Origin of the sequence: Streptomyces sp. NPDC058198 (assembly GCF_042882605.1) — a bacterium.
GTDB lineage: Bacteria > Actinomycetota > Actinomycetes > Streptomycetales > Streptomycetaceae > Streptomyces.
Genome location: NZ_JBHVVP010000003.1, coordinates 447,927 through 460,486 on the forward strand (window position 1 = coordinate 447,927; position 12,560 = coordinate 460,486).

General features: G+C 69.4%; 14 protein-coding genes and 1 tRNA gene. 6 read left to right on the forward strand and 9 right to left on the reverse strand.

The genetic code is table 11. The features are described 5' to 3' along the window. Positions 1-112: 112 nt before the first annotated feature. From ACFVWW_RS14290 to ligD, 4 genes are all read right to left on the reverse strand, one after another. Entirely contained in the window at positions 113-1,360 is a 1,248-nt protein-coding gene (locus tag ACFVWW_RS14290; RefSeq protein ID WP_386878166.1) for a histidine kinase dimerization/phospho-acceptor domain-containing protein, read from the reverse strand. Then, entirely contained in the window at positions 1,357-2,208 is an 852-nt protein-coding gene (locus ACFVWW_RS14295; protein WP_386878167.1) for a hypothetical protein, read from the reverse strand. The genes ACFVWW_RS14290 and ACFVWW_RS14295 overlap by 4 nt, the downstream gene beginning before the upstream one ends. Positions 2,209-2,362: 154 nt before the next feature. Then, a complete protein-coding gene (locus tag ACFVWW_RS14300) occupies positions 2,363-2,692 on the reverse strand; it encodes a zinc-ribbon domain-containing protein (RefSeq protein ID WP_384186269.1) in 330 nt (109 codons plus the stop codon). Positions 2,693-2,876: 184 nt separating this feature from the next. After that, on the reverse strand, positions 2,877-3,761 hold the full coding sequence (gene ligD / locus ACFVWW_RS14305; RefSeq protein WP_386878168.1) for a non-homologous end-joining DNA ligase: 885 nt from the start codon (positions 3,759-3,761) through the stop codon (positions 2,877-2,879). A gap of 41 nt (positions 3,762-3,802) precedes the next feature. Here ligD and ACFVWW_RS14310 point away from each other — a divergent pair, with 41 nt between their 5' ends. The 5 genes from ACFVWW_RS14310 (at position 3,803) to ACFVWW_RS14330 (ending at position 6,470) form a co-directional block, all read left to right on the forward strand. Further along, the gene (locus ACFVWW_RS14310; RefSeq protein WP_386878169.1) at positions 3,803-4,837 is read left to right on the forward strand and encodes a Ku protein; all 1,035 of its coding nucleotides are present in this window, start codon (positions 3,803-3,805) and stop codon (positions 4,835-4,837) included. A 272-nt stretch (positions 4,838-5,109) separates the two neighbouring features. Continuing rightward, positions 5,110-5,181: transfer RNA gene (locus ACFVWW_RS14315), tRNA-Arg, on the forward strand. 280 nt (positions 5,182-5,461) lie between these two features. Then, complete coding sequence (locus ACFVWW_RS14320; RefSeq protein WP_384186277.1) at positions 5,462-5,725, forward strand: CopG family transcriptional regulator; 264 nt, start codon at positions 5,462-5,464, stop codon at positions 5,723-5,725. Further along, positions 5,722-6,135, forward strand: a complete 414-nt coding sequence (locus ACFVWW_RS14325) for a PIN domain-containing protein (RefSeq protein WP_384186280.1) — start codon at positions 5,722-5,724, stop codon at positions 6,133-6,135. Before ACFVWW_RS14320 ends, ACFVWW_RS14325 begins: the two co-directional genes overlap by 4 nt. Further along, complete coding sequence (locus ACFVWW_RS14330) at positions 6,102-6,470, forward strand: SDR family NAD(P)-dependent oxidoreductase (RefSeq protein ID WP_386878170.1); 369 nt, start codon at positions 6,102-6,104, stop codon at positions 6,468-6,470. Before ACFVWW_RS14325 ends, ACFVWW_RS14330 begins: the two co-directional genes overlap by 34 nt. Here ACFVWW_RS14330 and ACFVWW_RS14335 read toward each other — a convergent pair. From ACFVWW_RS14335 to ACFVWW_RS14345, 3 genes are read right to left on the reverse strand one after another with little or no spacing between them, the layout of a single operon-like run. Beyond that, positions 6,419-6,874 (reverse strand): GtrA family protein, encoded by a 456-nt coding sequence (locus ACFVWW_RS14335; RefSeq protein ID WP_386878171.1) that lies wholly within the window; start codon positions 6,872-6,874, stop codon positions 6,419-6,421. The two genes, ACFVWW_RS14330 and ACFVWW_RS14335, sit on opposite strands and share 52 nt — an antisense overlap. After that, positions 6,874-7,860, reverse strand: a complete 987-nt coding sequence (locus tag ACFVWW_RS14340) for a glycosyltransferase family 2 protein (RefSeq protein ID WP_386878172.1) — start codon at positions 7,858-7,860, stop codon at positions 6,874-6,876. Before ACFVWW_RS14340 ends, ACFVWW_RS14335 begins: the two co-directional genes overlap by 1 nt. Further along, a complete protein-coding gene (locus ACFVWW_RS14345) occupies positions 7,854-10,640 on the reverse strand; it encodes a YfhO family protein (protein WP_386878173.1) in 2,787 nt (928 codons plus the stop codon). The genes ACFVWW_RS14340 and ACFVWW_RS14345 overlap by 7 nt, the downstream gene beginning before the upstream one ends. Before the next feature lie 355 nt (positions 10,641-10,995). Between ACFVWW_RS14345 and ACFVWW_RS14350 the strand changes: the two genes are divergently transcribed. Further along, positions 10,996-11,289, forward strand: a complete 294-nt coding sequence (locus tag ACFVWW_RS14350; RefSeq protein ID WP_386878174.1) for a hypothetical protein — start codon at positions 10,996-10,998, stop codon at positions 11,287-11,289. A 39-nt stretch (positions 11,290-11,328) separates the two neighbouring features. Here the strand turns inward: ACFVWW_RS14350 and ACFVWW_RS14355 are convergent, their stop codons facing one another. Together ACFVWW_RS14355 and ACFVWW_RS14360 are read right to left on the reverse strand one after the other, a co-directional pair. Next, complete coding sequence (locus ACFVWW_RS14355; RefSeq protein WP_384335613.1) at positions 11,329-11,766, reverse strand: hypothetical protein; 438 nt, start codon at positions 11,764-11,766, stop codon at positions 11,329-11,331. 8 nt (positions 11,767-11,774) lie between these two features. Beyond that, the gene (locus ACFVWW_RS14360) at positions 11,775-12,443 is read right to left on the reverse strand and encodes a hypothetical protein (RefSeq protein WP_384335610.1); all 669 of its coding nucleotides are present in this window, start codon (positions 12,441-12,443) and stop codon (positions 11,775-11,777) included. Positions 12,444-12,560: the final 117 nt, after the last annotated feature.

Here is a 12,560-nt window from a genome sequence, read left to right on the forward strand (position 1 = left end):
GCATGTCGAACTCATGTCGAACTCACATAGCCCGATGTCCGTACTGAGGAAGGGTCCGTACTGAGGAAGCGTCGAGAGTCAGGAAGCGTCGAGACTCAGGAAGCGTCGAGAGTCAGGAAGTGTCGAGCCGCGGGAGGGTCAGCCGCGCGAGCGCCCCGCCGTCCGGCGCGTTGCTGAACACCAGCTCGGCCCCGATCACCGCGGACTGGCCGACGGCGATGGTCAGTCCGAGTCCGTGCCCCTTGCCGCCGCCTTCCGTACGGAACCGTTGTGGCCCGTGCTCCAGCAGATACGCCGGATAGCCCGCGCCATGATCGCGTACGGTCACGGCCGGGCCCTCCACGGTCAGGACCACCGGCGGCCGTCCGTGCTTGTGGGCGTTGGCGACGAGATTGCCGAGCACCCGCTCCAGCCGTCGCCGGTCGGTCTCGACGGAGACGTCCCTGACGACCCGTACCTCCGTGGGCGTGCCCGACGCCCGCACCACCCCCGCCGCCAGCGGCGCCAGCGCGTGGACGGCCAGATCGACCTGCTCCGTACGGGCGTCGAGGCGCGAGATCTCCAGCAGGTCTTCGGTCAGTGCCCGCATTGCCCGTACCCGGTCCCGCACCAGCTCGGTCGGCCGGCCTTCGGGCAGCAGTTCGGCGGCCGCGGAGAGGCCGGTGAGCGGGGTGCGCAGCTCATGGGCCACATCGGCGGTGAAGCGCTGTTCGCTCAGCAGCTTGTCCTGGAGCGTGGAGGCCATGGTGTCGAGCGCGCCGGAGACCGTGGCCACCTCGTCCTCGGGGCGTGAAGGGTCCTTCGTACGGGGGTCGTTGACGCGGGCGTCGAGATCGCCGGCGCTGATCCGCCGCGCCACCTGCGCGGTCAGGTGCAGTCGGCGGGTGACCCGGGTGACGGCGAACGCGCCGACGAGGAGGGTGGCGCCGATGGCGAGCACGGAGGAGCCCAGGATCGACCGGTCCAGGTTGGTGATGGTGCTCTGGCTGAGGGTGTAGTCGACGCGGGCCGCGAGCGCTGTGTTTCCGGCGGGTCCGGCCGCCCACATGGTGGGCCGGCCTTTGAAGTCGGCCACCATCGTGCCGCGCCGGCCGCTCGTGGCGAGCGCGCGCAGCGGCTCGGGCAGACCCGGCGCGTCCAGCCCGGCGAACCGGGGGAGCGGCTGGCCCGCCTCGTACGCCCGGGTCACGGTGGCGAGCCGGGACAGCGCCTTCTGGCGGGCCGAGTCGACGGTCTGGCGGGTCACCGATACATGCACAAGGGCCCCGAGCAGGGCGGCGAGGGCGCAGCACATCACGGTGATGAAGACGGCCGACTTCCAGGTGAGAGTGGCGGTCCAGGCGGGCGCACGGGGTCTCATGGGGCGCCTGCCGACGATGAGGTGCGAGGTGTTGGTGGCGCCTGTGTGCCCTGTGGGGGCTGTGTGTCCTGTGTGCTTGGTGGGCCCTGTGGTGGGGAGGGGGAGGGGGCTCCGGAGGCTTCCGGCGCGGGCGGGGTGTACATCCGGGCGGGGACGATCTCGTCCTGGGCGGGGAGCATCGTCCCCTGCCGGGCGTCCCAGGACCACGCCGTCCGGTACTCGTATCCCGGGATGCCCGCCGAGACCACCCGCAGAATCAGATCCTCGCCCGCCAGCTCGACGGCGACGACCTGGTCGGAGGTGGACATGATGCGGGTCAGCCCGCCGTTCTCGGCCTGATAGCAGCGCACGGCCAGCCGTTGGCGGGGCAATGTGACGCCCACGATCAGCTCGTCGCGGCCGTCACCGGTCAGATCGTGGTGGTACGCCTTCAGGACCGGACACGAGGCGGGTGCTTGCGGCTGCCTTTCCGGTCGTGTCCCCGGCCGGCTTCCCGGCCGCTTCTCGCCTTGCGTCGCTGATCGCCTGTCACAGTCCGCGAGCCGCGTGACGGTCTGCTCGGGGAGCCCACCGGCGCCGGTGGCGTCCTTCGGGTGGGCGGCGACCTCCGCCCTGACGACGGTGACGGGATCCAGGCCGCGGGTGCTGTTGTGGGTGACCCGGACGCCCGGGACGCGTTCCTTGTCGCTCTCCCCGAAGCCGAGAGGCGGCGCGGAGATCGCGGGGAGGCCGGGCCAGAGACGCACCGGCCCGACAGCGGCCGTGGTGGGGCCCGCGCTCTTGAGCCCGCTCTCGCTGCCGCACGCGGACAGCGAGAAGGCCAGCGCGGCGGCGGTGGCTGCCAGCACTGTTCCGACTGCGGTGCGACGAGGGGACAAGGAACTCCTGGAACGATCGGTCGTTCCAGCACCCTATGGTGAGAAAAGTTCCTTTAGTCGCTTTTGCGGCGCCGCCGGTCGGTGTGGACGCGGAGAGTGTGGTGCTCGGGGAGGCGGGGGTGGCTCAGCGCTGGTACGGGTTCTGCTGTTCCGGCTGTCCGCCGCCCTGACCGTACCCCTGGCCGCCGGCCTGCCCGTACCCCTGTATGCCGCCCTGCCCGCTGCTCTGGGCCAGCAGCTGGTCCGCCTGCTCCTTGGTCAGCTGCTGCTCGGCACCGCAGAACGTGCACTGGGTCGCGTACTTCGTGGAGAACGGGAACAGCGGTACGAAGAACAGCGTGAACTTGCTGACGCGCTTCCTGAGGGTGTGAGCCGACGGGTTGCCGCAGCGGCCACAGACCAGCGTCAGTATCGCCAGTTGGTAGAGATAGCCCTTGGTACCGAAGATGATCATGCGTGGGATTCCTTCCGCGAGACACGCGCCCTGGGGAGAGTGTGCCGCACGCCTCTGACAGCCGCGCGGCCCGGGCGGATCCGGGGTGGGCCCGAGGTCGGGTCAGGGGTCGGGTCGGGGGTCGGGTCGGCTTCGGGTCAGGTGGCAGATCCGGAGCAGATCTCAGATCCCGGGGCAAGGGCGGTCACGGAAGCCGCCCCGCCCGGTCCGGGTCGGTGAGCGGGCCGAGGAGGTCCCCGTACCGCTCCAGCCGCCCCGCGATGTCGTTCACGCCGAAGACCAGCTGCTCGGCAGCCGTACAGCCCTCGACCTCTTCCCAGGTCAGGGGCGTGGAGACGGTCGGCTCCGCCCTGGCCCGCAGGGTGTAGGGCGTCGCGGTCGTCTTCGCCGCCGCGTTCTGGCTGTGATCGACGAAGACCTTTCCGGGCCGCAGCGACCGGCGCATCCGGTGCACCACCAGCCGCGGCAGCGCCGTCTCGGCCTCGACGGCCAGGCCCTTCGCGTAGGCCGAGGCCTCCGCGGACGGCGCCCGCTCCAGCGGTACGAGCAGATGCAGCCCCTTCGAGCCGGAGGTCTTCGCGTACGCCTCCAGACCGTCCGCGCTCAGCCGCTCACGCAGCCAGAGCGCCACCTCGCAGCACTCCACCGCGGTGGCGGGCGCCCCCGGATCCAGGTCGAACACCAGCCGGTCGGCGCAACCCGGCTCGTCCGCGCACCACTGCGGCGTATGGAACTCCACCACCAGATTCGCCGCCCACATCAGCGTCGGCAGATCCCCCACCACCACCTGCCGGCTGGTCCCCGCGGTGGTGCTGGGCACGTCGGCGATCCGTACCCAGGGCGGGGTGCCCGGCGGCGGATTCTTGGTGAAGAACCGCTGGCCGTCCGGCCCGTCCGGATAGCGCAGGAAGGAGACGGGACGGTCGGCGAGATGGGCCAGCAGAGGGCCCGCCGTACGGGCGTAATAGTGCAGGACCTCGCCCTTGGTGGTGCCGGTGGCGGCGTACAGGACCTTGTCCAGATTGCTGAGCGCCAGGCGCCGCCCCTCCACCTCTGTGATCGGCGTCATACGATGACAATCCCATGAATCTCGTACGAAAGGGATGAAACGTGCGATCCATATGGAACGGCGCGATCTCCTTCGGGCTGGTCAGCATCCCGATCAAGCTGGTGAACGCCACCGAGAACCATTCGATCTCCTTCCGCCAGTTCCACATCGCGGACGGCGGCCGCATCCGCTACCGCAAGGTGTGCGAGCTGGACGAGCAGGAGGTGTCGTCGGCGGAGATCGGCAAGGGGTACGAGGAAGCCGACGGGTCCATCATTCCGATCACCGACGCCGACCTGGCCGCACTGCCGCTGCCCACCGCGAAGACGATCGAGATCGTGGCGTTCGTCCCGGCGACCACGATCGATCCGCTCCAGATGGATACGGCGTACTACCTCTCCGCGAGCGGCGTGCCCGCCGCCAAGCCGTACGTCCTGCTGCGCGAGGCGCTGAAGCGCAGCGAGAAGGTCGCCGTCGCCAAGTTCGCGCTGCGGGGGCGGGAGCGGCTCGGCATGCTGCGGGTGGTCGGCGACGTCATCGCCATGCACGGCCTGCTCTGGCCGGACGAGATCCGCGCCCCCGAGGGGGTCGCGCCCGATACCGAGGTCACCGTACGGGACGCCGAACTCGACATGGCGGACGCCCTGATGGACACCCTCGGCTCGGTCGACATCGACTCGCTGCACGACGACTACCGCGAGGCGGTCGAGGAACTGATCGCCGCCAAGGCGGAGGGCGAACCGGTACCGGAGCGCGAGCCGGCGGCGGGCGGCGGCAAGGTCCTCGACCTGATGGCGGCGCTGGAGAACAGCGTCCGCGCGGCGAAGGAGGCGCGCGGCGAGGGCGGCGAGGTCGCGGAGGTCACGCACCTCAAGCCGCAGGAGAAGCCGGCGAAGAAGGCCGCCGCGAAGAAGCCGGCGGAGAAGACCGCGACGGCGAGCACTGCCGGGACGAAGAGCACCGGGAAGAAGGGCGCGGCGAAGAAGACGTCGGCGTCGAAGGACGATGCCAAGGCCGGTACGGGCAAGCGCGCGGCCAAAAAGACGGACACGGCCGCCGCGAAGAAGTCCGCGTCCGGAAAGCGAGCATCGGCCTGAGCCGCGGCGGGGCAGACACCGCGGCGGCAGCCCGACAACTCGCGCTCCCCGAGGCGGCCGTGGCCAAACACATCGGCAGGACCCTTGCCGCACTCGACCTCCTCCCGACGCACAACACCCCCCGCCGCGTCCTCACGGTCCTGGCCTTCCCCCGCGCCCGAGAACCCCCGCCACCCCCGCCGCGACGCGAAGCGGCAGCCGGAAATACCTGTTCACGGCCACCCCACCGAAGCTGGTAAGGTTTCTTTCGTCGCCAAGCAACACAGCGATACGCCCCCGTAGCTCAGGGGATAGAGCATCGGCCTCCGGAGCCGGGTGCGCAGGTTCGAATCCTGCCGGGGGCACTTCCGGATAGAGGGTCTGACCAGCAGAAATGCCGGTCAGGCCCTTTCTTGTTCGTACCGAAACGCACACGGACGTCCGAGGCCGTTTCGGTTTCCCATCCCTTGTCCTGGCGTTCAGTCAGATGGGCATCGCCGAGCGAAGAGATGACTGTTCGCCGGATGCAGAGGCAGACCGATCCGGGGGGTGAGGTGCGGCGCAGCAACACGATTCCCCGGCCCTCCGGGTCGCCGAGGGACGTTCCCACTCCACGTCGGGAGGATCGCAGGTAGGATAAGGAGCATGAGTGACCCTACTGGGAAGTATTCGATCACGATGCCACGCGACATCGCTGAAGCCGCCCGCGCGCGTAGTGGTCCGTCCGGCCTGTCCGCGTACGTCGCCGCGGCCGTGGCCCGCCAGATCGAGCGGGACAATCTGAACGAGCTCATCTCAGTCGCCGAGGCTGAACACGGACCGGTCACCGAGGAAGAGATCCAGGCCAAGCGCGACCAACTGCACCGTGCCCGCGAACAGCAGCAGGCCGACGCGGTGAGCGCTGCGTGACGCGCTCGCCCGCCGCACCGGGCGGCACGCTGGTTCTCGACAGCGAGGGACTGGCCAAGGCTGTACTGCGCGACCGCGAAGTGACCGGCTGGCTCGCCCTGGCGAGAGCCGACGATATGCGGGTCATCGTCAGCGCGGCCACCCTCGTGGAAGTGATCCACCCCAGGATCAAACGTCCCGCCCTCGAATGGATCCTGTCGCGCATCGTCGTCGAGCCGGTCACTGAGCCCATCGCCCGTCATGCTGCCGCCCTGCTGGCCGACGCTGAACTGCACGGGCACAAGTACGCCATCGATGCCATGCTCTGCGCCACCGCCCTCGCATCCCCCGGGCCTGTCACCGCGCTCACCTCAGACCCTGAGGACCTCGCCGCACTGTGCGGCGGACTTGTCACCGTCATCAAGGTCTGACTGCAGCCCGCGAGTCCCCCCTGACGTCGGGTCAGTGGCTCTTCCGGATCGGGTCGGCGCCTGCGGACGCGCTCGCCTCCTTCACCCGCACTTGGGCGGCCGAGTTCAGCCCCGGCGGCGTCCGCGTCAACAGCGTCGCCCCCGGTCCGACCGTCACCGAAGGCGTCCTGGCCGAGTGGGGCGACGGCGTCGCCGAACTCGGCGAGGGCCTCCCCCTGCGCCGTACCGCCACGCCCACCGAGATCGCCGAGGCCATCCTGTTCCTGGCCTCCCCCCGCTCCAGCTACGTCACCGGCTCCACCCTCGCCGTCGACGGCGGCGCCACCGCCATCTGACCCCCACAACACACCGCCACGGGCGGACCCGGCGGCGGGGGTGGTCGGGGGAGCATGATTGCTCGGGTCAGGGCGAAGGTGATCGGGATGGCGCAGGCCGCCGCGAGGAGCGGGGCTGTGCGGCGGTCCGTGTGGAGGACGTTCACGAGCAGGTGGATGCCGCCGGTGGTGATCAGGAAGTTGGCGGCCGTCGTCAGGGGGAAGGCGAAGAACTTCCGCCAGGTCGGGCGGGTGCGGTAGGTGAACCAGGAGTGCATGAAGAACGAGCCGACCACGCTGAGCGCGAAGGCCAGCACATGCGCCGCCTGGTAGGGCAGGGGGAGCAGGAACAGCAGATAGAGGCCGTAGTAGACGGCCGTGTTGACCACACCCGTCAGCCCGAACCTGATGAGGTGTCCGGACATCAGCCGGCCAGACTGCTGGGCGGGTTGCCGGCGCCGACCGCGAACGGGCGGCGCCGTTCGGCCGGGGCGCCGGTGTTGGTGGCCTTGACCAGGAAGTGAGGGCGGTCCTTCACCTCGTAGTAGACGCGTCCGACGTATTCGCCGATCACGCCGACCATGACCATCTGCACCCCGGCGAGGGCGGTGACGATCACGATGAGGGTGACGTAGCCCGGTGCCTCGACGCCGTTCAGGAGTACGTCCCCGACGGACCACAGCGTGTACACCGCGGCGATCGTCAGGAGCGTCAGGCCCAGGTAGAGCGCGGCGCGCAGGGGCTTGTTGTTGAAGGAGAGCAGACCGTCGAGTCCGTAGTTGAGGAGCTTGCCGAACGTCCAGGTGCTGCTGCCCCGCTCGCGCACGGCGTTCTCGTAGTCGAAGGTCGTGCTGGGGAATCCCACCCAGGCGAACAGGCCCTTGGAGAAGCGGTTGTACTCGGTCAGTTCCAGCACGGCGTCCACCGCCCGGCGGGAGAGCAGCCGGAAGTCGCCCGCCCCGTCGACCAGTTCGACGTCGACCAGCCGGTTGATGAGCCGGTAGTACGCCCGCGCGGTGAGGGTACGGGTCATCCGGTCGCCCTTCCGGGTGCGCCGGGTGATCACCTGGTCGAAGCCCTGTTCGTGCAGGTCCACCATCCGCGGTATCAGTTCCGGCGGGTGCTGCAGATCCGCGTCCATGATGACCACGGCGTCGCCCGAGGCGTGGCGGAGACCGGCGAGCATGGCCGCCTCCTTGCCGAAGTTACGGCTGAAGGAGACGTAGCGGGCGCGGGGATCCTCGTCCGCCAGCCGCGTCAGCAGGCTCAGCGTCGCGTCGCTGCTCCCGTCGTCGACGTACACGAACTCGATGTCGTGACGGACACTCAGGAGCTCACGATCGACGCGCTCATGGAACTGCCTGATGACCTCCTCTTCGTTGTAGCAAGGAACGACGATCGAGATCAGCATGTTTCTCTCCTTCTGCGAAGACGGTGGGCGGCGCGGCGGGCGCGGCGGGCGCGGAGGCCCGGGAGCGCGTGGAGCAGGATCAGGGCCAGCAGCGCGGTGGCCCCCAGCGTGAGGCCCAGCCGCAGGCCGGGTGGGTGGAAGGTGCAGGTGACGGCGGTCGTCGAGGCGGTGAGCGGGACCGCGACGAGGCCGAGGTACTCTCCGGCCGGGCGCGCCTCGCCGTCGCCCGCCGCGCAACGCCACCCGGCGATCCGCGGTACGGCGAGCACGGCGACGCCCGCGCTTCCGGGCGGCAGTTCGGCCCGTACGGTGCTGCCGGAGACCGTCACCTCGGTGGCGCCCGTGGAGGTGAGCCGGTCGACAGCCGTACGCAGCCGTACGGGGTCGAGGCAGCCGATCGCGCCGTCCGGGATGACGCCGCCCTGTTCGGATGTCACGTCCACGGCGACGCGGCCGGACGCCGGCGCCGCGCCCAGCGGCTGCATGGCGGCCCGTCTGCGGGCGGAGTCGCCGTGGAAGCGCTGGGTGAGGGAGCTTCCGGAGAGCGTCGCGGTACCCCGGAACGTCGGCGCCCAGAGGTGGACCTCGCTGCCTGCCGGGCAGGAGGCGGTCAGTACGTACGTGGGCTCAGCCGACCGCTTCGTCGGCGGGGCGGGGATCCGGTGGCCGGAAGCGTCCTCGTCCCTGCGTGGCGCCGGGGCTCCGTCGCCGGCGCGCACGGAGATACGGGGCACGGTGTACACCTCCGCGCCGAGCAGCTTCTCCTGATTGCGATAGGCGGACGGGCCGAAGGCGGGCGCGGTGCCCGTGCTCCGTACGGTCACCAGGGGCGGGACGTTCTGGCGGGACACCGTCGGCCCGCGCAGGTCCGTGACGGCGCCCCGGTCCTGGTCCCGGGACCGGTTCTTCTCCCGGTCCTTCTCCCGCTCCTTCTCCTGGTACGGATCGGGCGGGGAATGCAGCCGGACACCGACGGAGAAGATGGCGTCCGTGACGGCGTTGTCGAGGCTCTGGACGGACCGGCCGCCCGAGGTGTAGCCGCCACCGAGCGCGGTGAGGGTCCTGCTCAGGACGTCGGAGGTGACGCTGCTGTAGTACTGCGCGCCCTGGCCGCCGACCAGCATCGGATCGTTGCCGACCGTCTGCTCGCGGCCCGGATCGGTGCGGTACCGCGGCCAGCCGTCCGCCTCGGCGATCGTCTCCGCCTGCCGCGCTTGGCGCTGTCCCCAGGGCCCGTAGTCGTCGAGACGGGCGATCCTCGCCACATCGCCGTACGCCGTCGTGGCGGCGGACTGGACGAACTGCGTGCCGACGAGGAGCCCGGCCGTGAGGAACAGCGCCCAACGGCCGCCGCCGCGGCGGCCCGTGAGTCGGGTACGCAGCAGCGTCAGGGCAATCGCCGTTGCCGCGAGGCCCGCCAGCAGGAGCGGGATCGTGAGGACGCTGATCAGCCGGCTTTCCCAGGCGACCGCGGTGAGCAGGGCGAGCAGCGCACCGGCGGCGAGCAGCGCGCGCCGGCCGGGCGCGCCCCGCGCCATGGACGTCCAGGCGGCGATCACCAGCAGCCCGCAGAGCACGAACGTCTGGCGGTACGGGCTGCCGTTGGGGGTCGCGAAGGCATGCCAGGCCAGATGGGTGGGGCCCCACTGCATCGACAGGGCCATGGCGACGACCAGCAGACTCCACACCCCGCGCTCGCGCCGGGGGACGGCGCGGTTGAACGGCAGCGTGAGGGCGAGCAGCAGCGCCGCGGTGTCGACGTACGAGGCGGGGGTGCCGAAACTCCACGCGCCGGGAAGCACGCCGGCGAACACGTCCGCCCAGGGCTCGGGCGTGAACTCCCGGACCGCGCCGGGATACGCGTGCCGGGTGCCGAAGTAGACGACGACCACGACGGGTGCGGCGAGACCGATACCGAGCGCCGCGCTCACGGCGGCACGCCGCAGTACGAGGAGCCGCTCCCGGAATGTGACGGGCCCGTCCATCAGCAGCCGGGCGAGTAGCACCAGGGCCGCGCCGATGGTGGCCATGTACGCGGTGTAGAAGTTGGCGGCCCAGACCACCGCGACCACGACCGGGCCGAGGACACGGTGACGGCCGGACATCGCCCAGCCGCCGACGAGACACAGCAGCGGCAGGGCGATGAGACCGTCCACCCACATGGGGTTGTACGACGCTTCGAGGACGGACCAGCCGCACAGGGCGTACGAGGCGCCCAGGATGCCCGCGATCCACCACCGGCCGGTCCTGAGGGTGAGCAGCAGGCAGGCCATGGCGGCCCCGGCCGTCGCCATCTTCAGTACGGTGATCACATAGACCGCGAGATCGATCTCGTCGCGCGGGAACAGTGCGACCAGCGGGGCGAACGGGCTGGTCAGATACGTGCCGAGGTCCGGCAGCAGGCTCGCGCCGAAGCCGGACCGCCAGTTGATGAACAGCCCTCCGTCGCCCCGTCCGTGCAGCAGATCCCACAGATAGGCGTGGAGTGGTACGTACTCGTTGCCGAGGTCGTTCACGCTGCGTGAGCCCGGTCCGAAGGGAAAGGTCCGGGCGGCGGCGTCACCGGCGCAGAACGCCACCACGGTGAGCGCCGCCGCGAGAAGCGCGGTACGCCCGCGGACGTCCCCGGCCGGCCGGAACGGCAGCCGGAGGCGCGGCGACCGGGAGACCGACGACGCGCGAGCAGAAGCTGACGACCCGGCAGCGGGCCCCGGCGGGCTCGATACGGCGCCCGCTCCCGTATCGGCGGCGGCTGCCTCGGAGGGCGGGATGTGTTTCACACTCTGTCCTGTCCGCCCAGCGACTCACGCTGCTGTGACGCCGACCACCTCTCGGGCACACTGGGCTCCGTGGTCTGACGACATCCGAATCGCCGGCCTGAATGCCGGGCCACATACGTGGATCGACGCATGACCGTTGCTGTCACCGAAGCTTTCTACACTTCGGGAGCCTTTGGGCGGTAGCGGCTGTGTTCGCGGCACTCTTGATGGTTTTGGGCGCCATGTGTCGCAATGGGGACTGTGCTCGCGGATCCTGGGGGTGGTTCGGAGGGGCCCCTATTTACGGCTTGTCGTTCCCTGCCCAACGAGGCAACTGGCCGTAGAGGCAAAGCCCGCGGCGCATACCCTCACGGACATGAACGGCTACGAAGGTGTCGCGCGCCTGGAGTGGTGGGCCAACCGCTCAACCTGCCTGGCCCGCATAGCGGTCCGGATCACGAGCGCACCCGGCAGCGGAGCCTGGAACGCGGCCACTTCGCCCGCACTCGACGATGACGAGGGGGATGCCATCCAGTTCCTCATCGACCTCAGCCCCTTCTTCACCCTTCGCTTCGAAGACGACTCGGTCACCGAGGTCGGAGTAGAACATTCCGGAGACATCAACCGCCTGCGACTCAGTGCGGCCCTGAGCCCCGATCCGGGTACGTGACAACCCGAGGCAGCCTTCCCCCGATCGACCGGACTGGATCTAGTCGGAAACTTTATTGATCTCAGCCTGTCCCAGGAAATCCGTGATCAACTTTACGTCCACTTGATCTTTTTCTCGATTGGATCTCCGCTTCCACGCAAGCACCATGTGCAGCGGGCAAAAGGGGACACCCTGAATCAGCTCGGCTGATTCGATCAACTCATCTGATGCCGGTGAGCCGGGCAGCCATTGATCAAAGACTTCGATGTCGCCGTCAAAGAGCAACGCCATGAGGCCGTGACCTGATGGCGCCGACACTGTGTCGACCAAGCTCGAGACCTTCTTCCAGGCTTCGCCCCGCGCCACGACGTCGAGGTCTCCGATTTCCTGCCGGAGACCGTGGGCGAGCAAGGGGCCGCTGCCGGCCACTACGTAGTCGGCCGGCGACAGGTGCAGCGACAGCAGCTCACGAAACAAAGGGTGCTGGCTCAGCTCCAATGGGTCTCCTATAGAACCGGCAGCCCTACTGCTGACCGAGCGGCCATGCTCATGGCCAACGATGCGATGACACTGGCCAGCGTACCGATCAGGAAGTACTCAGAGGCATGCTTGCCGTGGTCGGCTGTCGGAACGCGAGCCAGTGACTTTGCCGCGAGCACCAGGGCTGCGGCGTCCGGTTGCCCAGCGGCGAGGAAGGCGAACAGGAGCCCCCTTTCAAGGAGCCCGATATTCCTGCTCCCACTCATCAGATCGACGGCGGCGTCCTTCTCGGGACCATCCGCAAGGCCGAGGATCTCCTGACGTACAGGCCCCGTAGCTGCCTTGGCGAGCGTTCCGCCCCCGAAGACGGCAATGAGCAGGGCTGAGAACACCACAGTGGCCCTGTCGCTCAGTATCAGCTCCGTACTCAACGCTTTGGTAGTCGTTCCTGCGACCCATAACGACAGGAGGACCGCCGTCGCGAGCGCCGCCGCTCCCAGCCGTTTGGTCGTCGCTGTCCCGGAGGTGAGGGGAAAGGTGAAGGAGAACCCCGCGCTGGGTGTGCTGGCGGAGTGATGCCACATCACCGTCCCAAGGGACACGAGAGTCGCGGCGATGAGGGCGAGCCATGGCTTGCCCTCATCGAGGTACGGAGCGATCGAGTACAAGCCGTACACGGCAGTGAAGAGGACCACGGTTCTCGGGCGCCCGTCATGCCACCCAAGTCCCCACGGGACAAGTACCGCTGCCGCCAGACCGAAGAAAACCCGAGCCGTTTCCATACGTCCCCGTTCTGATGTTCATGCCGCGCA